A 21,497-nucleotide genomic window follows, 5' to 3' on the forward strand; every position below is an offset into this window, starting at 1 on the left:
GTTCCAGCACCGCCCATTGGGCGTCCGTCAGATCTCCCCGAGCCATGGAACGTGATCATCTCACGACCTTGATCCACTTCTGAAACAGGCCCTAGTCCGCGTGGTCGCGGCGCGGTCCGCATGGTGTGGCCACGCGAGGTGGTCCACGCGGCGCGGTCCGCATGACGCCAGTCCACGACGGTGTGGCCCGCACGGCGTGATCACGCGGTGCGGCCTTCGCCCGCGGGGCCGACCGGCCCGGACCGCATGGTGCGGCCGGGCTCAGCCCGCCTGCGCGTAGTCCGTCAGTATCACGCCGGTCGCGAGGGACTCCTCGTACTCGGTGCGTGCCGTCTCCAGCAGCCTCCGCCAGGAGATGACCGTCGGGCGACGGCGCAGCAGCGCGCGGCGCTCGCGTTCCGTCATCCCGCCCCACACCCCGAACTCCACCCGGTTGTCCAGCGCGTCCGCGAGGCACTCCGTCCGGACCGGACAGCCGCTGCACACCGCCTTCGCGCGGTTCTGTGCCGCCCCCTGGACGAACAGTTCGTCCGGATCACTCGTGCGACAGGCGGCCTGCGCACTCCAGTCGTCTACCCAGCCCATGCCGGCGCCGTCCTCTCCCGTATCGAGGCTCCCCCACGGCGGCAACGGCATATTCACCGTTGCCAGTTGAGGACGTTACGGAAGAACGACAGCTTGCAACAGCCCCTTCGGGCTCAATCTCGAATGACCCGATCGGACTATGGGTGGCGATCAGCTCACTCGTTGGAGTGATCGCAGGTCGCACCCCTTGCCAGGAGCGGAGCCCCCACTCTCGCCACAGGCGCCGTCACGGAGCGCGACCGGCCACACGGGCACAGCAGGCCACAGCTGCCTCAAAACCCAGTCATCGCAGGGCAATTCGGGCAAGTCTCCTCGCCCACAAGAGTGAATGATGTTGACGCACCGAAGCTGTCGCAAGCTTGTGACAAGCCTAGGCGAACACCTGCCCCGGTGCGTGGGATTCCGCGGCGTAGGGTTCTCCTCATGGCACCGAAGAGCCCCCAGGCATCCCAGCCCCCAGGCAACGCCGGAGCTCCGCGCGGCAGGACCGGCGGATCAGCGTCCGAGCACGCGAGCAACGGCATGAAGTTCCTGGGCGTCAGCGTGCTCTCCGGCGTCCTGCTGGCCGGTCTCGCCCTGCCCGCCGTCGGCGCCATCGGGCTGACCGCCAAGGACACCGCGGACAGCTTCGACAACATCTCCGACGACTTCAAGACGCCGCCGCTCACCCAGGCCACCCAGATCTTCGACGCCAAGGGCGGCCTGATCGCCAAGGTCTACGAGCGCGACCGCACGGTCCTGACCGCCGACCAGATGTCGCCGTTCATGCGGCACGCCCAGGTGGACATCGAGGACGCCCGCTTCTACGAGCACGGCGCCGTCGACCTCAAGGGCATCCTGCGCGCGATCAGCAAGAACGCGGAGAGCGGCACCACCTCGCAGGGCGCCTCCACGCTGACCCAGCAGTACGTCAAGAACGTCAACGTGGAGAAGGCCGGCGACGACCAGGCGGCCGTCCTGGAGGCCCAGCGCAAGACCCTGGGCCGCAAGATTCAGGAGCTGAAGGTCGCCATCAAGCTGGAGGAGGACCTGTCCAAGGACCAGATCCTCACCAACTACCTCAACATCACCTTCTACGGCCACCAGGCCTACGGGGTCGAGGCCGCCTCCCAGCGCTACTTCAGCAAGAGCAACAAGGACCTGACCATCGCCGAGGCCGCCACCCTGGCCGGCATGGTGCAGAACCCGTCGTCCTTCGACCCGGTGCGCTACCCCGACAACACGGTCAAGCGCCGCAACGTCGTGATCGACAAGATGCTGGAGAACAAGCACATCACCGCCGACCAGGCGAAGGAGGCGAAGGCCGCCCCGCTGGGCCTGAAGTACAAGGACCCGCAGAACGGCTGCATCACCGCCCAGGCCGGCATGGGCTTCTTCTGCGACTACGTCCGCCACGTGGTCAAGCAGGACCCGGTGTTCGGCAAGAGCGCCGAGGAGCGCAAGAAGCTCTGGGACACCGGCGGCCTGAACATCTACACCACGCTGGACCCGGACAAGCAGGCCGCGGCCCAGAACGCGGTGACCAAGCTGGTCTACGTCACCGACCCGGTGTCGGCCGCCGCGACCATGATGGAGCCGGGCACCGGCAAGATCCTCGCGATGGCCCAGACCCGCCCGTACGGCCTGGACGGCAACAAGAACCAGACCGTCGTCAACCTCAACGTCGACGCGGCGATGGGCGGCGGCAACGGCTTCCAGCCCGGCTCGACCTTCAAGCCGATCGTGGCCGCCGCCGCGCTGGAGAACGGCATCCCGGCCACCCAGCAGTACAAGTCGGAGAACCGCATCGAGTGGCCGACGATGAAGACCTGCGAGGGCACCTGGAAGAACACGGAGAAGGGCAAGGCCCGGACCGTGCCCAACGAGAGCGCCTCCGAGGTCGGCCCGTACGACCTCAAGACGGCCATGGCGATGTCGGTCAACACCTACTTCGTCGAGATGGAGGCCGAGATGGGCCTCTGCCCGGTGAAGCAGATGGCCAACAAGCTGGGCATCACCGCCAAGGCGAGCGGCAAGCCCCTTGAGGAGGTCCCCTCGATGGGCCTCGGCGTGCAGGAGATGTCCCCGCTGACCATGGCGAACGTCTACGCGACCTTCGCCGCGCGCGGCAAGTACTGCTCCCCGATCGCGATCAACAAGATCACCACGGTGGACGGCAAGGAGGTCCCGGTCCCGCAGTCCGCGTGCAGCCAGGCCTTCTCCGAGAGCACCGCCGACGCCCTGAACACCGTGCTGAGCGGCGTGACCGAGAAGGGCACCGGCAAGGACCTCGGCCTGGACGACGGCCGCCCGATCGCCGGCAAGACCGGTACCTCGGACGAGAAGCGCGCCGCCTGGTTCAGCGGCTACACCCCGCAGCTGGCCACCTCGGTCTGGCTCGGCGGCCCGGCCGGCGGTGTGCCGATGAAGAACATCAAGATCGGCCCGAACTACTTCCCCGAGGTCTTCGGCGCCGGTGGCCCCGGTCCGATCTGGCGCATGGCGATGAACCAGGCGCTGAAGGGCTCCCCGGTGGAGCAGCTGCCCACCGCGAACATCCCGGACATGCAGGCGGCCACCCCGCCGGCGAGCACCAACACGACCCCGGCGTCCGACCAGAACACCCAGCCGGCCGGCAACCCCCCGCCGCCGCAGCAGGGGCAGGGCGCGGGGCAGGGTCAGGGCGGCAACCCCGGCAACGCCGGTGGCCCCGGCGGTCTGCCCGGTGGGCTGCCCACAGGACTGCCCGGCGGGTTCACCCTCCCGCCGATGCCCGGGAACGGGAACGGGAACGGGAACGGGAACGGGAACGGTGGCCGCCACGGAGGCGGCAACGGGAACGGCTGAGCCTGCTCCAGCTGCCGGAAAGGGGCGCCCTCCAGTGCGGAGGGCGCCCCTTCGGCGTGACCGGGCCGGGCCGGGCCGGCGTGTGGGTCAGGCCAGGACGGATCAGGCCAGGGCGGCCTTCACGGCGGCGGCGACCCGGCCGCCCTCGGCCAGACCGTCGACCTTGGGCTTCACCAGCTTCATGACCGCGCCCATCCCCTGCGGACCGCTCGCGCCGCTCTCGGCCACGGCGGCCGCGACGATCGCGGCCAGCTCCTCGTCCGAGAGCTGCTTGGGCAGGTAGGTCGCCAGCAGCTCGCCCTCGGCCCGCTCCCGGGCCGCCTGCTCCGTACGGCCGGCGTTGTCGAAGGCCTCGGCCGCCTCCCGGCGCTTCTTCGCCTCGCGGGCGACCACCTTCAGCACCTCGTCATCGGACAGCTCGCGCTTCTGCTCGCCCGCCACCTCGGCGCTGGTGATGGCGGCCAGCGTGAGCCGGATGGTGGACGAGCGCAGTTCGTCCCGGTCCCTGATGGCAGCCGTGAGGTCCTCGTGCAGCTGCTCCTTGAGCGTTGTCATTTCCTCTTCTTATCCTTCGGCTGTAGGCGGGCTCAACCAGGTTTCCAGCGGGCATCCACCGGGGTTTCCGCAGATGAACGAGTATGCCCCGGCAGCCGGGGACCGGCCTCCGCCGGGCGGCGCGTCGGTGACGGCGGCCCTGGTCAGGTCGGGTCCGGTTCGGTCCGGTTCGGTCCGGTCCGGTTCTCCGTCTGTGAACAGTCGACGCCCCGGCCGGCCGCAGGAGCCCGGCGGCGGGATTCGGCCAGGGTGGCCGACCTTGCCCGCACGATATCGACCGAAACGCCGAGAATCGCCGGACCGGGCACGGGCCTCCGGCACCGGATCGGAAATCAACACATTGCGTCCACTCGGCAGAAATAATTCCCGTAGTACACTCGCTCGCGCATCACTCGACGCACCTCGATGACGCCTCACAGCACCCCGGAAGGCCGCTGCTAACAACGGCGATAAACCGCCGCAACACTCCTGACACTTCGTTCCGCAACCATCTTCCACCACCACCGCCGCCCCACGCCACCGAAGCATCCCGCCCCCGGAACCCCGCGGGCGCCGCACCCGGTCGGCGGCGGTCGCCGTCCGGGTGACCGGCACCGCGAAACGGCACTCCGAATTCACGCTCGTATTCTGCTCACGACGGCAGGAAGCACGGGGAATGGACAGCAATCAGCTCCGCTCGATGTTGGTGAACCGGCGACGGACGATCGGCTGGAGCCAGGAGCAATTAGCCGAGCGCTCCACCGTCAGCGTCCGGACCATTCGAAATCTGGAAACCGGCGCCATCAAGAATCCACGGCGAAGTTCCGTCGAACTCCTGGTGGGGGCCCTGTTCTCCGACGCGATCCACCCGGACGAGTCCTCGTTGTCCCCCGCCGTCACCGCCGGCACCCCGGCCGGGCCACCGCCCGTCCGGCCAGAGCCCACGCCGCCGGCCCGCGTCGTCGAGGTTCCGGAGGACGCCCGGTGGCAGGGGCTGCGCCCCAAGACGGACGTCACCGTCGGCCGCCGGGCCGACCTTCGGCACATCGTCACCACCCTGCGGCCGGGCCGCCCGCTGGTGCTCACCGGGCCGGCCGGGGTCGGCAAGACCCGGTTGGCGCTGGACGCGGCCGCCCATCTGCTGGACGGCCTCCGGGACGGCGTCGCGGTCCTGGAACTCGGCTCGGTCACCCCTGAGGCCGTCGACCCGGCAGCCGCCTCGGCCCAGGCCCGGCAAGCCCTCGCCTCCCTGCTCCGGGGCCTCGACCGCGACGTCCGGGGCCTCGACCGGGGTTCCCGGACCGCCCCCGAGCCGCGCATGCTGCTGGTCGTCGACAACGCCGAGCACGTCATCGACACGGTGGCCGGGCAGGTCCGGGCGCTGCTGGAGCGATACCCGGCGCTCCACATCCTGATCACCTCGCTCCGGGCACCCGCCGGGCTCCCCGCCGACCTGTGGGAGGTGTCGCCGCTGCCGGTCGACCGTCCGGAAGGCCCCCACGGCTGCCCGCCCGCCGCCGAACTGTTCTGCCGCCGGGTGCGCTCGGTCGTCCCGACGCTGGACCTCCGCGACCAGATGCCGCAGGTGGTCGAGCTCTGCCGACGGCTGGGCGGCCTGGCGCTCGCGATCGAGAACGCCGCCGTCCGGATGCGCTCGGTGCCGCTGCACGTCCTGGTCGAGGAGTCCCGGGTGCTGCCGGTCCTGGGCCAGGAGGAGGTGGGCGGGCTCTCCCACCACCGCTCGCTGCACCGCAGCCTCGCCTGGGCGTACGGGCTGCTCGACGAGCGGCAGCGCCGGGGGCTCGCACGGCTCTGCCGGCTCCCGGAGGAGTTCTCCATCGACGACGTCCGGCGGGGGCTGGTCGACGGTGGTCGGGAGGTGGTGGGCGGCGGCCGGGAGCCGGTGGAGGGTGGCCGGGAGCCGTCCCGCGACCTCGACCTCCTGGCCGAGCTGGTCGACTTCTCCGTCGTCCAGGTGGAACGCGGCCACCGGTACGCGTACCGGGTGCCCCGGATGATGCGGGAGTACGTCAACGCCGTTCCGGCCTGAGCCCGGCCGCCGTCGCCCCTCCTCCTTCTCCTCCTCCGTAACCCGACAAGCCGGTTACACCTATCCTGGCCGTATGACCGACGGAGACGACGCGGCCGCCCGGAGCACCGACCAGCCCGGGCTGGTCCTCACCACCCCCGCGGGCAGCCGCTTCCACTTCGATCCCGGCGCCCTCTGCCTGGAACTGCTCACCACCGGCGGCCCGGGCCCGTCCGCCCGGTACGAGGTGCTGCACCGGCCCGCCGACCTCGCCGCCTGGCTCCCCCGGTCCCGACTGCGGCTGCCCGCCGACGCCGTCCGGATCTCCCCCGCCGAGCTCACCGCCGTCCGCGTCCTGCGCGACGCGCTTTGGCGCCTCGCCGCCGCCCGCGCCCACGGCGGCGTGGGCGGGCCCGAGGACCACGCCGTCCTCAACCGGGCCGCCGAACACCCGCCGCTGGTCCCCCGGATCTCCCCGGACGGCACCGCCGCCGCCCCGCTGCCCGCCGACGGCACGCAGCTGGCCTCCACGTTCGCCCGCGACGCCATCGCCCTGCTCACCGGCCCGTACGCGGGCCGGGTCCGGGAGTGCGGCGCGGACGACTGCCGGCTGATCTTCGTCGACACCTCGCGGCCCGGACGGCGGCGCTGGTGCTCGATGGAGCGCTGCGGCAACCGCCACAAGGTCCGCGCGCTGCGTGCCCGCCGCGAGTCCGAGGAGGTGCCCGGCTCCCCCTCCCGCACCGCCGACTCCGGGCGTGCACAAGCTGATCGACCGTCTGAGAGCATGGCCTGATGCGACCGCTGTACTCCGTTCCCCTCGGCATCGCCGCCGCCGGAACCGCCTGCCTCGCCTACTCCGTCGGGTACGAGGTCCGGGCCTTCCGCCTCCGCCGGATCGAGGTGCCCGTCCTTCCGCACGGCGCCCGGCCGATCCGGGTCCTCCAGGTGTCCGACATCCACATGGTGAACGGGCAGGGCAAGAAGCAGCGCTGGCTGAAGAGCCTGGCCGGCCTGCGCCCCGACCTGGTGGTCAACACCGGCGACAACCTCTCCGACCCGCTCGCCGTCCCCGCCACCCTCGACGCGCTCGGGCCGCTGATGGAGTTCCCGGGCGTCTACGTCTTCGGCTCCAACGACTACTACGGCCCGGCCCGCAAGAACCCCGCGCGCTACCTCAAGGCCATGCGCAGCGGCGTCCACGGCATGAACAACCCCGACGGCACCGCGCGCCGCGGCATCACCGGCGCCGTCCACAACCCGTGGGAGAAGCTCCGCGACGGCTTCGACGGGGCCGGCTGGCTCGACCTCACCAACACCCGCGGCCGGCTCACCGTGAACGGGCTCGACCTGGAGTTCACCGGCCTCGACGACCCCCACATCCGCCGCGACCGCTACAGCGAGGTCGCCGGCGGCCCCTCCGCCGACGCCGACCTCTCCCTCGCCGTCGTCCACGCGCCCTACCTGCGCGTCCTCGACGCCTTCACCGCCGACCGCTACCCGCTGATCCTGGCCGGCCACACCCACGGCGGCCAGCTCTGCATCCCCTTCTACGGCGCCCTGGTCACCAACTGCGACATCGACACCCGCCGGGTCAAGGGCCTCTCCACCCACACCGCCGGCGGCCACCGCTCCCACCTCCACGTCTCGGCCGGCTGCGGCACCAACCGCTACACCCCCGTCCGCTTCGCCTGCCCGCCCGAAGCCACCCTCCTCACCCTCACCCCGGCCCCCCGCTGACCCCCGCCGGACGCCCGCCCGAAACCGGATTTCGTGTCTCGGCGAGCGTCCGGTAGAGTTCTACTCGTCGCGAAGGAGACGGAGCGACAAACCGCAAGACCGGGGTGTGGCGCAGCTTGGTAGCGCGCTTCGTTCGGGACGAAGAGGCCGTGGGTTCAAATCCCGCCACCCCGACCCAGTAACACCAGCTCAGGGCCGGTGTCCCGCAAGGGACACCGGCCCTGACTGTTTCTCCCGAAGGCCTCGGGAGGAATTCCGGGAGAATTCCGACCCGGAGTTTCCCGGGGGCCTTCGGTGACCCGTCCTCAGTGGCGTGCCGATCACTTCCCTGGCCGTTCACCGCGCCGCCCGTCGTGCGCCCGCTCCCGCACGCGGGGAGCCCCGGCCCCGTCCCGCGCGTCGGGCCTCAGAGGGTGGTGGGGAGTTCGGTGCGGGAGGTGATGGCGAGCTTGGGGTAGGCCTTGTAGAGGTGGTGGGCGACGGTGCGGGGGCTGAGGAAGAGCTGGGCGGCGATGTCGCGGTTGGTGAGGCCCTGGGCGGCGAGGCGGGCGATCTGGAGTTCCTGAGGGGTGAGGGGGGACGCCGGGGCGCCGGTGGGGGTGCCGGGGGCCGGGGCCGGGGTGCCGGTGGCGGAGAGTTCGGTGCGGGCGCGGGCGGCCCAGGGGTGGGCGGCGAGGCGCTCGAAGGTCTCCAGGGCGGCGCGCAGGTGGGGGCGGGCGTCGGTGCGGCGGCGGGTGCGGCGCAGCCATTCGCCGTAGAGGAGGGCGGTGCGGGCCTGCTCGAAGGGGCGGTGGGCCGTCTCGTGGCGGGCGAGGGCGGCCTGGTACGCGGACTCGGCGAGTTCGTCGGGGCCGAGCAGGGCCTGGCAGCGCAGCCGGAGGGCCTCGGCCCAGGGGCGGTCGGTGGCGGCCGCCCAGCGGGCGAAGCGCTCGTACGGTTCGGCGGCGCGTTCGGGGGTGCCGAGGCGGACGGCGGCCTCGACCAGGTCGGGGACGGCCCGGGTGGCGCTGACGTGGTGCCGGTGCGGGCCGGTGGTGAGGGTGTGCAGCCGGTCGGCGGCGTCGCCGGCGCGGCCGTGGCCGAGGTCGAGCAGGCCGAGCGCCCACTGGGTCCAGGGCAGCCCGGCCGCGGGGGCGGCGGTCTGCGGGCCGGTGGCGGCGAGGGCGGCGGCGGCGAGTTCGGTGCAGCGGTCGGCGCGGCCGTCGAGGGCGGCCAGGCAGGCGAGCAGCGCGGTGAGTTGGCTGACCCACTGGTGCTGACCGGTGTCCCGGGCGAGGCCGAGGGCCTCGGTGGCGGTGACTTCGGCGTCGCGGTGCCGGCCGTGGAAGAGTTCGGCCTCGGCCTGGAAGAAGCGGAGGGTGGGCATCACGCCGACGGTGCCCTTGGCGCGGGCCTCGGCGACCAGTTCGGCGGCGAGTTCGGCGGTCTCCTCGTCGCGTCCGAGGACGAGCGTGGCGCCGCACAGCTGGACGAGGTCGACCGGGCTCTCGGCGCCGGCCCGGCGGGCGGCCTCGGCCACCTCGTGGACGGGCGGGAGCGGCGCGGCGGGCCGGCCGAGCGCGGGCAGGACGGCCGCGGGCAGGTGGCGGGCGAGCGGGGCGAGGGGGTCGTCGTCGGCCAGCGGCAGGGCCGCCAGGCGGTCCAGGACGGCGGCCACCGGCTCCTCCCCGACGTACCAGGCGGCGTGGAAGGCCTGGAACAGCATCCGGGCGGCGTAGCGCGGGTCGATGTCGGCACCGGCGGCGTCGAGCAGCAGCCGGTGGGCGGTCGGGTGCGCGCCGCGCCAGAAGTGCGCGGCGGCCCGGACCTGGTCGAGCAGGGCCTGCGCCAGGACGTCGCCGGTCCGGGCGGCGGCCTCCTCGGCGAGCGCCTCGGCCCGCTCCAACTCGCCTTCTTCGATGGCTGATTCGGCGGCCAGGACGAGTCGGCGGGTGGCGCCGTCGCGGTCCGGGGTGAGCCGGGCGGCGCGCTCGTACGCGGCGGCTCCGCCGTGGCCGCCGCGGCGCTCGGCGCGGACGGCGGCGCGTTCCAGCGCGTCGGCGAGGCCGGCGTCGGGGCCGGTGGCGGCCAGGGCGAGGTGCCAGGTGCGGCGGTCGCCGTCCGGCAGCGCCCCGGCGACGGCCCGGTGCACCGCCAGTTTCTGGTGGTGGGGCGCCCGTTGGAGGACCGCCGAGCGCAACAGCGGGTGCCGGAAGGCGATCCGGCGGTCGGGTGCGACCGTCACCAGGCCGGATTCCTCGGCGGGAGCGAGGTGTTCGGCGGTGACGCCGAGGGCGGCAGCGGCCGGCAGGACGACGTCGAGCGACCCGCTCTCCTCGGCGGCGGCGACCAGCAGCAGCGTCTGGGTGGCCGCGGGCAGGCCGGTGACCTGGCCGTGGAAGGCGATCAGCAGCCGGCTGGTGAGCGGCAGCCCGCCGGTGGCACCCGGCTGCGGCCCGGCCACGACCGGGAGTTCGGTGAGCGCCAGCGGGTTGCCGGCCGCCTCGGCGAGCAGCCGGTCGCGGACGGCCGGGGGCAGGTCCGGGCCGACCCGTCGGACCAGCAGCCGGGTGGCGTCGGCCTCGGCCAGGCCGGTCACCTCCCGTTCGGGCAGGCCCAGCCGCCGCTCCGCCGGGGCACCGGCTCCGCCTCCGGTACGGGCGGCGAGCAGCAGGGCCACCCCCTCGGCCTGGAACCGCCGGGCGGCCAGCAGCAGGGCGTCCAGCGAGGCCCGGTCCAGCCACTGCACGTCGTCCAGGACGCACAACAGCGGTTGGTCGGAGGCGAGTTCGGCGAGCAGTCCGAGGGTGGCGAGCCCGACCAGCAGGCGGTCGGCGGGTCGCTCGGGGAACTCGCCGTCCTCCGCCAGCCCGAACGCCGCCTCCAGCGCCCGCCGTTGCGGCCCGGGCAGGGCGTCCAGCCGGTCCAGGCCGGGCGTGAGCAGCAGGCTCAGCCCCGCGTACGGCAGTTCGGCCTCGTACTCGACGCCGGCCGCCCGGATCACCCGGAACGCCGCCCCCGCCCGTACGACGGCGTCGTCCAGCAGGGCGGTCTTGCCGATGCCGGCCTCGCCCCTGAGCAGCAGGGCCCCGCTGCGGCCGGCCCGTGCGCCGTCCAACAGTCCGTCCACGGCGGCCTGTTCGCTTTCCCTCCCGTACAGCATGCCCCCGACCCTACCGATCCGCCCCGCGCGCCGGCCGGGGGCCGGGGCACCGCGCGCCGGTGTTCCCCGGCCGAAGCCACGTACCCCGGCCGAAGCCACGTCCCCGGTACCGAGCTGCGCACCCCGGTACCGAGCTACGTACCCCGGTACCGATACGTGACGGATTCGCCGCCGCCCGCCCGTCCCTACCGTGGTGAGCACCGGGAGCGACCCGGACGACCACCCAGCGGAACACCGGAGATGACGATGACCGAGATCACCACCGCCGCCCTCCAGCAGCTCGCCGAGCGCTACCTCGCGGTGTGGAACGAGACCGACCCGGCGGCCCGCCGCAAGCTCATCGACGAGGCGTGGGCCGAGGACGGCCGCTACACCGACCCGCTGGCCGCCGTGGCCGGCCGGGACGCGATCGACGCGCTGATCGGCGCCGCCCAGGCCCAGTTCCCGGGGCTGGAGTTCACCCTCGGCCCGGTGGACGCCCACCACGACATCGCCCGCTTCACCTGGAACCTCGGCCCGGCCGGCGAGGAGCCGGTGGTGATCGGCTTCGACGTGCTGACGGCCACCCCGGACGGCCTGATCGGCGCGGTGTACGGCTTCCTCGACCGCGTGCCGGGCGCCTGAGGGGCCGCACACCGGCCACAGGGCGCCCGGAGACCGCGTGCCGGGCGCCCGAGGGCAGCGGCGTGGCCCGCCGGGCACCCCGAGGGCAGCGGCGCCGGGTGCCCGGGGGCCGGAGCCCGGGCACCCGGCCGAGCGTTCCTGGACGCCCCGGCCGGTGCCCCGGCCCGCGCCGCCGATCCCGCCCCGCCCGGCGTCCCCCGGCCGCCACGCCGACGCCCCCGACCGCCCCCCGAACGGACCCCCGGCGCCCCGGTGGCCCGGCCGAGCCCCACCCGCCCGTTCCCTTCCCTCCCCCCGATCGGGTTGGATGGTCGGATGAGTGAGGAGAAGAGCGCCGTACCGGCGTGGGAGCAGCGGTTCCGGGCAGCACGGGTGTCCCTGCCCGACTGGGCCGAGGACGCCCCCCACCGGGCGCTGTACGTGTCCAACGCCACCGGCACCTACGAGGTCTACGCCTGGGACCGCGCCACCGGCGCCCACCGCCAGGTCACCGACCGCCCTAACGGCACCACCGACGCCGAGCTGTCCCCCGACGGCGAATGGGTCTGGTGGTTCGACGACAACGACGGCGACGAGTTCGGCGTCTGGCGCCGCCAGCCGTTCGCGGGCGGCCCGGACGAGGAAGCCGTGCCCGGCCTCGCCCCCTCCTACTCGGCCGGTCTGGCCCTCGGCCGCGACGGCACCGTGGTCGTCGGCCGCTCCACCGACGAGGACGGCACCACCCTGCACCTGCGCCGCCCCGGCAGCGCCGAACCGGTCGAGATCTACCGGCACGCGGAGTACGGCGGCGTCGGCGACCTCAGCCACGACAGCACGCTGCTCGCCATCGACCACACCGAGCACGGCGACGCGATGCACTCCGCGATCCGGGTCGTCCGCCTCACCGGGACCGGCGGCGTCGAGACCGTCGCCGAACTGGACGAGGTGACCGGCCGGGACGAGCCGCGCGGCGTCGCCTGCCTGGGCTTCGCACCGGTCGAGGGCGACACCCGCCTGCTGGTCGCCCACCAGCGCACCGGCCGCTGGGAGCCGATGATCTGGGACGTCGCCACCGGCACCGAGACCGCCCTCCCGCTGCGCGACGAGCAGGGCCGCGAGCTGCCCGGCGACGTCTCCGCCCAGTGGCGGCCGGGTGCCGCGGAACTGCTGGTGGAACACGAGTACGAGGCGCGCAGCGAGCTGTTCTCGTACACGCTCGCCGACGGCCGGCTGACCAGGCTGGACACCCCGCGCGGCACCGTCGGCGGCGCCACCGCCCGCCCGGACGGCACCGTCGAGTACCTGTGGTCCTCCGCCGCCGAGCCCTCCGCCGTCCGCTCCACCGCCGGGACGGTGGTGCTGCGGGCGCCCGGTTCGGTGCCGCCCCGTTCGGTGCCGGTCGAGGACGTCTGGGTGGACGGCCCCGGCGGCCGGGTGCACGCGCTGGTGCAGCGGCCGACGACGCCCGCCCGGGGCCCGTACCCGACGGTGTTCGAGATCCACGGCGGCCCGACCCACCACGACAGCGACGCCTTCGCCGCCGGTCCGGCCGCCTGGCTGGACCACGGCTTCGCGGTGGTCCGGGTCAACTACCGCGGCTCGACCGGCTACGGCCAGGCCTGGACGGACGCGCTGCACGAGCGGGTCGGCCTGATCGAGCTGGAGGACATCGCGGCGGTCCGCGAGTGGGCGGTCGCCAGCGGCCTCGCCGACCCGGCGCGGCTGGTGCTCACCGGCGGCAGCTGGGGCGGCTACCTGACCCTGCTCGGCCTCGGCGTCCAGCCCGGGAACTGGGCCCTCGGCGTCGCCGCCGTCCCGGTCGCGGACTACCACACCGCGTACGCCGACGAGATGGAGGCGCTCAAGTCGCTGGACCGCACGCTGTTCGGCGGCACCCCGGAGGAGGTCCCGGAGCGCTTCACCGCCTCCTCGCCGCTGACCTACGTCGAGCAGGTCCGGGTGCCGGTGTACATCAGCGCCGGCGTCAACGACCCGCGCTGCCCGATCCGGCAGATCGAGAACTACGTCGAGCGGCTGAAGGAGCTCGGCAAGCCCCACGAGGTGTACCGGTACGACGCCGGGCACGGCTCGCTGGTGGTGGAGGAGCGGATCAAGCAGCTCCGGCTGGAGATCGACTTCGTCCGGCGGCACCTGCCCGCGGCGTCGGCGGAGGCCGGCGCGAGCGGCGCCGGGGGCACGGAGTGAGACGTCTGCCGGCGTTCGCGGGGGTGGCGGTGGCCGGAGCCCTGGTGCTCACCGGCTGCTCGGGATCGCAGCAGAACGGCGCCGCCTGCCCGCCCCCGGTGGGCCCGGCGGCGCCGAGCCCCTCGGCCGCGGTGCCCACCGGCTCCGCGGTTCCGGCCGTACCCGCCACACCCGCGGCTCCCGCCGCCGGTGCCGCCTCGCTCGCCACCCCGCTCGCCACCGCGACCAAGGCGAGCGCGGTGGGCGCCGGTACGGCCGTCCGGCTCGCGGCGTACCAGCCGGACGGCGCGGGAGGGACCGCGGTAAGCGCCTCGGACGGGACCGTGGGCGGGACCGTGGTAAGCGCCTCGGACAGCACCTCGGACGGGACCGTGGAACTCGCCAAGGGCTCGAAGGGGTCCAGCGGCTCCTCGGGCTCGAAGGGGTCGAAGGGGTCCAAGACCGGTCGCACCGTGCACCACCACATCGACCACTACGACTCCGACGGCACCTCCGGCGGCAACGGCAAGGGCCACTGCCACAGCGACCCGACGCCGCTGCCCACCGACTCGTCCTCGCCGACTCAGCTCCCGTTCCCGGCACCGACACCGACACCGACACCGACGCCCACTGCGCCCCTGCCGCCGGCCAAGTCGGCTCCGGCACCGGCCCTGCCGACCCCGCCGAAGCGCTGAGGAAGGACCGGAGAGCGGTCGGTCACTCCAGGACCGGGTCCAGCCCGAGGGCCCGGTCCTGCTCCGCCTCCGCCTCGCGGCGGACCAGCCGGAACCACATGAAGACCACGAAGCCGCCGAAGACGAACCACTCCAGGGTGTAGCCCAGGTTCTGGAACGCCCGCAGGGTGAGCCCGTCCCCGCCCTGCGGCTGCACGGTCGGGACGGGGGTCAGCCCGGCGGGCGCGTCGTCGGCGGCCACCCAGCCGTCGTACCAGCCGTCGTACTCCAGCACGTTCAGCAGCGACGCCCGGTTGATCATGCCCAGCTGCCCGGCGGGCAGGCCGCCCGCCACCGCGCCGTTGCTGCCCGCGCCCTCGTTGGCCTGGAGGCGCCCGGTCACCGTCACCTGCCCGCTCGGCGGCGCCCCGGCGGCGCCCGCGCCCGGCTCCCCGGGCGCCCAGCCGCGCACCACGGCGACGGCGTGCCCGTCGGCGGTGCGCAGCGGGGTGAGCACGTAGTAGCCCTGCCTGCCGTCCAGCACGCGGTTGGGGACGAGCAGCTGGTGCTCGGTGTCGTAGCTGCCGGTCACCGTCACGGCCTTGCCGACGGTCTCCGTGTTCACCTGCGGGGTCGCCTGGTTGAGCAGGGCGTCGATCGGCCGGGCGTCCCCCGCGGCGGTGACGGACTGCTTGGTCTCCTGGTGCGTGGACACCCGGTCCTCGAAGCGGCCGAGCTGCCAGGAGCCCAGCCACAGGCAGACCGCCACGGCCGCCACGGCCAGGACGGTGCCGCCGAGCCAGCGGGGAGTCAGGAGGAACCGGTACACACCCCCACGGTAACCACTCCTCACACCCGTCCGGCCCCCGGGCCCCGCGCCACGACCCCGGTCTCAGTGCCCGCGGCGGTCACCCGAGGCGGGCGCCCGAGGTGGTCAGCCCCGGAGGGGTCACCCCGCCGTCGGCGAGCCCGACGGCTGCGGCGCCGCCCCGTCCAGGCCCTGGACCCCGCCCCGGTAGACCGTGCCGCTGCACGGCACCGGCAGCGTCGCCGTGGCGACCGCCGGGCTGCCCGGGGCGGGGGTGTGGGCGAGGGTGGCGGTCGCCGGCGCGGTGGGCGGGTTGCCGCTCGGGGAGGCGGTCGGGCTGGAGTCCGTGCTGGGGCCCGCCGACGGTGACGAGGAGGCCTGCGGGTTGGAGCTGGGCACGCCGCTGGAGCCGGACGCCGGGGCGCCGGACCCGGTGGTGGGGACGTCCGAGCGCAGACGCGCCTGGTTGACGCCGTTGGACGGGCCGGCCACGGTGCCGGAGCCGGTACAGGCCTGGTCGGGGACCCAGGCGAACGGCACCCGGTACCCGGCCCTCGGCGCGAGCACCGGCGGCTCCGCGTCCACCGCGGGCAGGCCGACGGCCGGATCGCCCGGGGCGTGGTCGGCGGTGCGGACGCGGCCTCGGTCGCCGCCGCTGACGGCGGTGACCTCCACCGAGCCGGGACCGCCGAGCCGGCAGCTGCGCCCGGAGACGTTGTAGACGGTGAAGGAGCCGTAGATCCGCCCGGCGCCGTCGGCCGTGCCGACCTGCGCGGCGCCCTCCCCGAGGTCCGCCCTGGCGCACAGCGGGACGATTCCGCCGCCGGCGCCGGAGCTGCCGGTGGACGTGGTGCCGCCGCCGGGTGCGGCCGTCGCCACGCCGCCGGGGGCGTGTGAGGCGGCGGCCGGCACCGGCGGCGTGGCCCCGCCGGTGCCGCTCGGGCCGGTGTGCGAGGCCGTACCGGCGCCGTCGGTGCCGGCGGCGCCGCTGGGTGAGGTGGCGGCCGGGCCCTTGACGTCGGCCGAGCCGGGACCGCCGGAGAGCCCGAGGTGCTCCCCCTCGCGCAGGACGGGCAGGCCGATCGCGACGACGAAGGCGAGTGCGGCCGCACCGGTCCAGGCTCCCCGCCTCGCGGCCCGTCGGCGGGGCACCGCCCGCCGGATGCGCGGCAGCCCGCCCGCCGAGGGCTGGATCCCGGAGACGGCACCGTGCATCAGCTCCCGCAGCGCCCGTTCCTCGGCGGACAGCGCCGAGAGGTCCGACAGGTCCGGGACCTCCGAGGGATCCGGCGCCCGACCGGCGCCGCGGCCCGCCCCGGCCGCCGCCCCCTGCGCCCCGGCCGCCGACCCCGCCGACCCCGCCGCCGACCCCGCCGCGGGCCGCCGCCGACCGCCGTCAGCCTCAGCCATGTCCGGCCTCCATCTGGACGCGCAGGGCGGCGAGTCCGCGCGAGCCGTAGGCCTTCACCGAGCCGAGCGAGATGCCCAGGGTCTCGGCGACCTGCGCCTCCGTCATGTCCACGAAGTAACGCAGCACCAGAACCTCCCGCTGACGGCGTTGCAGACCCCGAAGAGCGGCCTTCAACTGGTCGCGCTCCAAGGCATCGTAGGCACCTTCTTCTGCACTGGCCATGTCAGGCATGGGCTTCGGCAGCAGCCGCAGTCCGAGGATGCGGCGGCGCAGCGTGGAGCGGGACAGGTTGACGACCGTCTGCCGCAGGTAGGCGAGGGTCTTCTCGGGCTCGCGCACCCGTCGCCGGGCGGCGTGCACCCGGATGAACGCCTCCTGGACGACGTCCTCGCAGGTGGAGAGGTCGTCCAGGAGCAGCGCGGCAAGCCGCAGCAGCGAGCGGTAGTGCGCCTGGTAGGTCTCGGTGAGCAGGTCCTCGCTGGTACCCGCGTCGGTACCGGCGCCGGAGTCCGCCGCACCGGGTGCGGCCGCCGTCATCAGGTCTTCTTCCGGCCTACTCACAGGCCACGGGGCGCGCGACGGGAAGGCCATCGCGGCTCTCGCCGGAATGCCCGTCCTTGCCCCCACCATCACGTTCGCCACGCACGTTGGACACTCGATCCCCTGTCATGGTTGCCCGGCCCGGGGCCCATTCTTCCGCATCGGTGGAAGAGGCCTCCAGGGGATTCCCCCGGGATTCCGGACGGATTGTGTCGAGGAGCGGACACAGGTATGGACACGGGTGCGGACCCGGGCCCGCTCCCGGCTACTGCCCCGTCAGCTCCGCGGCCACCAGTTCCGCGAGCTGCACCAGGTTGAGCGCCGCCCCCTTGCGCAGGTTGTCCCCGCACAGGAAGAGGTCCAGCGCCTCCGGCTCGTCCATCGCCCGCCGGACCCGCCCGACCCAGACCGGGTCCGTCCCGACCACGTCGTTCGGCGTCGGGAACTCGCCCGCCGACGGGTCGTCGTAGAGGACCACGCCGGGCGCGTCCCGCAGGATCTCCTGGGCGTGCTCCCGGGTGACCTCGCGCTCGAACCGCGCGTGCACGGCCAGCGCGTGGGTGCGGACGACCGGGATGTGGACGCAGGTCGCCGAGACCTTCAGCGCGGGCAGGCCGAGGACCTTGCGGGACTCGTCGCGGATGCCCGCCTCCTCGGCGGACCAGCCGCCCTCGCGCAGCCCGCCGGTCCAGGGCACCGCGTTGAGGGCGAGCGGGGCGGCGAACGGCCCCTGGTCGGCGATCAGCGCGCGCAGGTCGCCGGTCTGCCGGCCGACCTGGGCACCCGCCACCAGCTCGGTCTGCGCGCGCAGCGCCGCCTCGCCGGCCCGGCCCTCGCCGTCGGCGGCCTGGTAGGAGGCGACCACGAGCTGGGCCAGCCCGTACTCGGCGTGCAGCGCGCCGACCGCCGCGATCATCGCGAGGGTGGTGCCGGCCGGGCTGGCGACGATGCCGCGCGGGCGGATCCGCAGCGCGGCCGCGTTGACCTCCGGGACGACCAGCGGCACGTCGTCGGCGGTGCGGAAGGCGGCCGAGTCGTCGATCACCACGACGCCCTTGGCCACCGCGATCGGCGCCCACTGGGCGGAGACCCGGTCGGGCACGGCGAACACCGCGACGTCGATCCCCGCGAAGGCCTCCTCGGACAGCGGGACGACCTCGGCGGCCTCCCCGCGCACCACCGCCTCACGGCCGGCCGAGCGAGGGGAGGCGACGAGCCGGATCTCGCCCCAGACGTCCTGGCGGAGGGAGAGCAGGCCGAGCAGCACCTCGCCGACCGCGCCGGTGGCGCCGACGACGGCGAGGTTCGGACGCCGGGCCGTCACCCGGCGTCCCGGCCCGGTGCCCGGGTCATCGCCCGGCGCCTCCGTTCCGCCTCCGGGTCATCGCCCGGTGCCGCCGTAGACGACGGCCTCGTCGCTCTCGCTGTCCAGGCCGAAGGCGCTGTGCACGGCCCGGACGGCCTCCGGCACGTCGTCGGCGCGGGTGACCACCGAGATGCGGATCTCGGAGGTGGAGATCAGCTCGATGTTGACGCCCGCGGCGGACAGCGCCTCGAAGAAGGTCGCGGTGACGCCGGGGTTGGAGCGCATGCCGGCGCCGACCAGCGAGATCTTGCCGATCGCGTCGTCGTAGCGCAGCGACTCGTAGCCGATGCCCTCCTTGACCCGGCCGAGCGCGTCGATGGCCTTCTGGCCCTCGGTCTTGGGCAGGGTGAAGGAGATGTCGGTCAGGCCGGTCGACGCGGCGGAGACGTTCTGCACCACCATGTCGATGTTGACCTCGGCGTCGGCGATGGCACGGAAGATGCGCGCCGCCTCGCCCGGCTTGTCGGGCACGCCGACGACCGTGACCTTGGCCTCGGAGGTGTCGTGGGCGACTCCGGAGATGATGGCCTGCTCCATCTCGCCCCCTTCGGGCTTGTTCGGGTTGTCGTTGCTGACGATCGTCCCGGGAAGACCCGAGAAGGACGAGCGTACGTGAATCGGGATGTTGTAGCGCCGGGCGTACTCCACACAGCGGTCGAGCAGCACCTTGGAGCCGGACGAGGCCAGCTCCAGCATGTCCTCGTAGGCGATCCAGTCGATCTTGCGCGCCTTCTTCACCACGCGTGGGTCGGCGGTGAACACGCCGTCCACGTCGGTGTAGATCTCGCAGACCTCGGCCTTGAGGGCGGCGGCGAGCGCGACGGCGGTGGTGTCCGAGCCGCCCCGGCCCAGCGTGGTGATGTCCTTGCTGGTCTGGGAGACGCCCTGGAAACCGGCCACGATCGCGATGTTGCCCTGGTCCAGGGCGGTGCGGATGCGGCCGGGCGTGACGTCGATGATGCGTGCCTTGTTGTGGACGGAGTCGGTGATGACCCCGGCCTGGCTGCCTGTGAAGGACTGCGCCTCGTGCCCCAGGGATTTGATCGCCATGGCCAGCAGCGCCATGGAGATGCGCTCTCCAGCGGTCAGCAGCATGTCGAACTCACGGCCGGCAGGCAGCGGTGACACCTGCTCCGCGAGTTCGATGAGCTCGTCCGTCGTGTCGCCCATCGCGGACACCACGACGACGACCTCATGGCCGGCCTTCTTGGCGTCAACGATTCGGCGGGCCACGCGCTTGATGCCTTCGGCATCCGCAACGGATGAGCCGCCGTACTTCTGCACGACAAGGCCCACGTGCGCTCCTCGACTCGAAGTCTTTTTCCGGGGGCTGACGGCCCCCGTACCCCCCTGGGGAGAGGGGGGTGCGGTCGTCGTCAGTCTACCGAGCAAGGGTGCTCCGACCGGCGCTTTCCATATGGTGAGACGGTAGTTTCAGCACGTGGGCGGCGGTGCGAGGGGCTCCACCGGCAGGTCTGCGGGCGATTCGGTGCCGCTCCGGAGAATCGGCGGATCGCGGGGTGGCGATCCGGCCGGATTTACTTTTCCGGCCGACCCGCTGAGGCATTCGTCACAATGCGCGGGCGCATTCGCGGAATGCCGGCCACCGCTCTGCGGGTGCCGCCTCGTGTCCGCGGGTGCCGCCTCGTGTCCGCCCTTGCCCGCCCCTTGGTGGCTTATCGACTCAATGGCTCATCGGCTCATCGGCTCATCGGCCGAGGCCGAGTTCCGCCGCCATCAGGTCGCCCGCCTGCTGCTCCAGCTGCTCGTCGGTGAGCCCGTCGTCGTCGGTGTCCGCGCCGTCCGGCACCGCGCCGATCGGGCTGTCCAGCCGGACGTGGGCGATCAGCGACTGGAGGGCCCGCAGCACCGCCGTGCAGGTCGTGCCCCAGTTGGAGAGGTACGAGAACTGCCACCACCACAGCGCCTCGCTGACCCGGCCCTCGCGGTAGTGGGTCAGGCCGTGCTGGAGCTCGCTGACCACACCGGCCAGGTCGTCCGAGATACGGAAGGCGTTGGGCTTCTCCGGCGGACCGTACGGGTCGAAGACCTCGTGGTAGACGTCGATCGGCGCGAGCAGCTCGGCGAGGCGCTCGCGCAGCTGCTCGCCGTCCGGCTCCGGGCCCGCGTCGGGCTCGAAGCGGTCCTCGGGGACGACGTCCTCGATCGCGCCCAGCCGGCCGCCGGCCAGCAGCAGCTGCGAGACCTCCAGGAGCAGCAGCGAGACCGCGCTGCCCGGCTCGTCCCCCTTGGCGACCTCGGTGACGGCGAGCACGAAGCTCTCCACCGAGTCGGCGATCTGCACGGCGAAGTCGTCCGGCTCCGAACCGTGGCCGTGGGTGTGCGGGGCGTGGGCCCCCGGTTCCCCGTGGGACTGCTGGTGGGGGGTGTGGGGCTGCTGGTTGATCGTCCGGTCAGACATCGAGCAGTCGTCTCCCTTCGAAGGCGCGGCCGAGGGTGACCTCGTCCGCGTACTCCAGATCCCCGCCGACGGGCAGGCCGCTCGCCAGACGGGTCACCTTCAGGCCCATCGGCTTGCAGAGCCGGGCCAGGTAGGTGGCGGTCGCCTCCCCCTCCAGGTTGGGGTCGGTGGCCAGGATCAGCTCGGTGACCGTGCCGTCCGCGAGGCGCGACAGCAGCTCGCGGATGCGCAGGTCGTCCGGGCCGACGCCCTCGATGGGGCTGATCGCGCCGCCCAGCACGTGGTAGCGGCCGCGGAACTCACGGGTGCGCTCGATGGCGACGACGTCCTTGGGCTCCTCGACCACGCAGATGACGGCGAGGTCGCGGCGCGGGTCCAGGCAGACCCGGCACTGCTCGGCCTCCGCGACGTTGCCGCAGACCACGCAGAAGCGGACCTTGTCCTTGACCTCCAGCAGCGCGTGGGCGAGCCGCCGGACGTCGGTCGGGTCGGCCTGCAGCACGTGGAAGGCGATCCGCTGCGCGCTCTTGGGCCCGACGCCGGGCAGTCTGCCCAGTTCGTCGATCAGGTCCTGAACCACGCCCTCGTACAACGTCGCGCCTTCCCTCGGATGGTCGGTGGTGCTCCGGTGCC

The 21,497-nt window shown here is 73.7% G+C and carries 17 protein-coding genes and 1 tRNA gene; 8 read left to right on the forward strand and 10 right to left on the reverse strand.

The window, feature by feature from the left end:
* Positions 1–261: 261 nt before the first annotated feature.
* Entirely contained in the window at positions 262–585 is a 324-nt protein-coding gene (locus ACZ55U_RS19345; protein WP_030240986.1) for a WhiB family transcriptional regulator, read from the reverse strand.
* Between the two features lie 423 nt (positions 586–1,008).
* On the opposite strand from ACZ55U_RS19345, the gene ACZ55U_RS19350 reads away from it, so the two are divergent.
* A complete protein-coding gene (locus ACZ55U_RS19350) occupies positions 1,009–3,411 on the forward strand; it encodes a transglycosylase domain-containing protein (RefSeq protein WP_465527351.1) in 2,403 nt (800 codons plus the stop codon).
* Positions 3,412–3,513: 102 nt separating this feature from the next.
* On the opposite strand, the gene ACZ55U_RS19355 is transcribed toward ACZ55U_RS19350, so the two are convergent.
* The gene (locus tag ACZ55U_RS19355; protein WP_465527352.1) at positions 3,514–3,966 is read right to left on the reverse strand and encodes a GatB/YqeY domain-containing protein; all 453 of its coding nucleotides are present in this window, start codon (positions 3,964–3,966) and stop codon (positions 3,514–3,516) included.
* Positions 3,967–4,621: 655 nt separating this feature from the next.
* On the opposite strand from ACZ55U_RS19355, the gene ACZ55U_RS19360 reads away from it, so the two are divergent.
* The 4 genes from ACZ55U_RS19360 (at position 4,622) to ACZ55U_RS19375 (ending at position 7,888) form a co-directional block, all read left to right on the forward strand.
* Positions 4,622–5,995: a helix-turn-helix domain-containing protein gene (locus ACZ55U_RS19360; RefSeq protein ID WP_465527353.1), complete on the forward strand. Its 1,374-nt coding sequence runs from the start codon at positions 4,622–4,624 to the stop codon at positions 5,993–5,995.
* A 73-nt stretch (positions 5,996–6,068) separates the two neighbouring features.
* Complete coding sequence (locus tag ACZ55U_RS19365; RefSeq protein ID WP_465527354.1) at positions 6,069–6,770, forward strand: CGNR zinc finger domain-containing protein; 702 nt, start codon at positions 6,069–6,071, stop codon at positions 6,768–6,770.
* Positions 6,770–7,714 (forward strand): metallophosphoesterase, encoded by a 945-nt coding sequence (locus ACZ55U_RS19370; protein ID WP_465527355.1) that lies wholly within the window; start codon positions 6,770–6,772, stop codon positions 7,712–7,714. The genes ACZ55U_RS19365 and ACZ55U_RS19370 overlap by 1 nt, the downstream gene beginning before the upstream one ends.
* 100 nt (positions 7,715–7,814) lie before the next feature.
* Positions 7,815–7,888, forward strand: a tRNA-Pro gene (locus ACZ55U_RS19375).
* 232 nt (positions 7,889–8,120) lie between these two features.
* On the opposite strand, the gene ACZ55U_RS19380 is transcribed toward ACZ55U_RS19375, so the two are convergent.
* Complete coding sequence (locus ACZ55U_RS19380) at positions 8,121–10,856, reverse strand: AAA family ATPase (RefSeq protein WP_465527356.1); 2,736 nt, start codon at positions 10,854–10,856, stop codon at positions 8,121–8,123.
* 246 nt (positions 10,857–11,102) lie between these two features.
* Here ACZ55U_RS19380 and ACZ55U_RS19385 point away from each other — a divergent pair, with 246 nt between their 5' ends.
* The 3 genes from ACZ55U_RS19385 (at position 11,103) to ACZ55U_RS19395 (ending at position 14,338) form a co-directional block, all read left to right on the forward strand.
* On the forward strand, positions 11,103–11,480 hold the full coding sequence (locus ACZ55U_RS19385) for a nuclear transport factor 2 family protein (protein WP_465527357.1): 378 nt from the start codon (positions 11,103–11,105) through the stop codon (positions 11,478–11,480).
* Between the two features lie 315 nt (positions 11,481–11,795).
* Positions 11,796–13,664 carry a S9 family peptidase gene (locus tag ACZ55U_RS19390; protein ID WP_465527358.1) on the forward strand — a complete coding sequence of 623 codons (1,869 nt, stop codon included), beginning with the start codon at positions 11,796–11,798 and terminating at the stop codon, positions 13,662–13,664.
* Positions 13,661–14,338, forward strand: coding sequence for a hypothetical protein (locus tag ACZ55U_RS19395; protein WP_465527359.1), 678 nt, complete (start codon positions 13,661–13,663; stop codon positions 14,336–14,338). Before ACZ55U_RS19390 ends, ACZ55U_RS19395 begins: the two co-directional genes overlap by 4 nt.
* Before the next feature lie 22 nt (positions 14,339–14,360).
* On the opposite strand, the gene ACZ55U_RS19400 is transcribed toward ACZ55U_RS19395, so the two are convergent.
* The 7 genes from ACZ55U_RS19400 to recR form a co-directional block, all read right to left on the reverse strand.
* On the reverse strand, positions 14,361–15,146 hold the full coding sequence (locus tag ACZ55U_RS19400) for an SURF1 family protein (protein ID WP_465527360.1): 786 nt from the start codon (positions 15,144–15,146) through the stop codon (positions 14,361–14,363).
* Positions 15,147–15,266: 120 nt separating this feature from the next.
* Entirely contained in the window at positions 15,267–16,535 is a 1,269-nt protein-coding gene (locus ACZ55U_RS19405; RefSeq protein ID WP_465527361.1) for a hypothetical protein, read from the reverse strand.
* Complete coding sequence (locus tag ACZ55U_RS19410) at positions 16,528–17,073, reverse strand: SigE family RNA polymerase sigma factor (protein ID WP_350517356.1); 546 nt, start codon at positions 17,071–17,073, stop codon at positions 16,528–16,530. The genes ACZ55U_RS19405 and ACZ55U_RS19410 overlap by 8 nt, the downstream gene beginning before the upstream one ends.
* A 268-nt stretch (positions 17,074–17,341) precedes the next feature.
* Positions 17,342–18,400 (reverse strand): aspartate-semialdehyde dehydrogenase, encoded by a 1,059-nt coding sequence (locus ACZ55U_RS19415; protein WP_465527362.1) that lies wholly within the window; start codon positions 18,398–18,400, stop codon positions 17,342–17,344.
* A 57-nt stretch (positions 18,401–18,457) separates the two neighbouring features.
* Positions 18,458–19,738 carry an aspartate kinase gene (locus tag ACZ55U_RS19420; RefSeq protein WP_465527363.1) on the reverse strand — a complete coding sequence of 427 codons (1,281 nt, stop codon included), beginning with the start codon at positions 19,736–19,738 and terminating at the stop codon, positions 18,458–18,460.
* A gap of 412 nt (positions 19,739–20,150) precedes the next feature.
* On the reverse strand, positions 20,151–20,864 hold the full coding sequence (locus ACZ55U_RS19425; protein ID WP_355259442.1) for a DUF5063 domain-containing protein: 714 nt from the start codon (positions 20,862–20,864) through the stop codon (positions 20,151–20,153).
* Positions 20,857–21,456, reverse strand: coding sequence for a recombination mediator RecR (gene recR, locus ACZ55U_RS19430; protein WP_350575393.1), 600 nt, complete (start codon positions 21,454–21,456; stop codon positions 20,857–20,859). The genes ACZ55U_RS19425 and recR overlap by 8 nt, the downstream gene beginning before the upstream one ends.
* Positions 21,457–21,497 lie beyond the last annotated feature (41 nt).

The organism is Kitasatospora sp. NPDC034533, assembly GCF_055575155.1.

Bases quoted from the DNA above. Each gene is read 5' to 3' on its own strand.
- ACZ55U_RS19345 (WP_030240986.1), bottom strand. From the start codon at position 585: ATGGGCTGGGTAGACGACTGGAGTGCGCAGGCCGCCTGTCGCACGAGT.
- ACZ55U_RS19350 (WP_465527351.1), top strand. From the start codon at position 1,009: ATGGCACCGAAGAGCCCCCAGGCATCCCAGCCCCCAGGCAACGCCGGA.
- ACZ55U_RS19355 (WP_465527352.1), bottom strand. From the start codon at position 3,966: ATGACAACGCTCAAGGAGCAGCTGCACGAGGACCTCACGGCTGCCATC.
- ACZ55U_RS19360 (WP_465527353.1), top strand. From the start codon at position 4,622: ATGGACAGCAATCAGCTCCGCTCGATGTTGGTGAACCGGCGACGGACG.
- ACZ55U_RS19365 (WP_465527354.1), top strand. From the start codon at position 6,069: ATGACCGACGGAGACGACGCGGCCGCCCGGAGCACCGACCAGCCCGGG.
- ACZ55U_RS19370 (WP_465527355.1), top strand. From the start codon at position 6,770: ATGCGACCGCTGTACTCCGTTCCCCTCGGCATCGCCGCCGCCGGAACC.
- ACZ55U_RS19380 (WP_465527356.1), bottom strand. From the start codon at position 10,856: ATGCTGTACGGGAGGGAAAGCGAACAGGCCGCCGTGGACGGACTGTTG.
- ACZ55U_RS19385 (WP_465527357.1), top strand. From the start codon at position 11,103: ATGACCGAGATCACCACCGCCGCCCTCCAGCAGCTCGCCGAGCGCTAC.
- ACZ55U_RS19390 (WP_465527358.1), top strand. From the start codon at position 11,796: ATGAGTGAGGAGAAGAGCGCCGTACCGGCGTGGGAGCAGCGGTTCCGG.
- ACZ55U_RS19405 (WP_465527361.1), bottom strand. From the start codon at position 16,535: ATGGCTGAGGCTGACGGCGGTCGGCGGCGGCCCGCGGCGGGGTCGGCG.
- ACZ55U_RS19410 (WP_350517356.1), bottom strand. From the start codon at position 17,073: ATGACGGCGGCCGCACCCGGTGCGGCGGACTCCGGCGCCGGTACCGAC.
- ACZ55U_RS19425 (WP_355259442.1), bottom strand. From the start codon at position 20,864: ATGTCTGACCGGACGATCAACCAGCAGCCCCACACCCCCCACCAGCAG.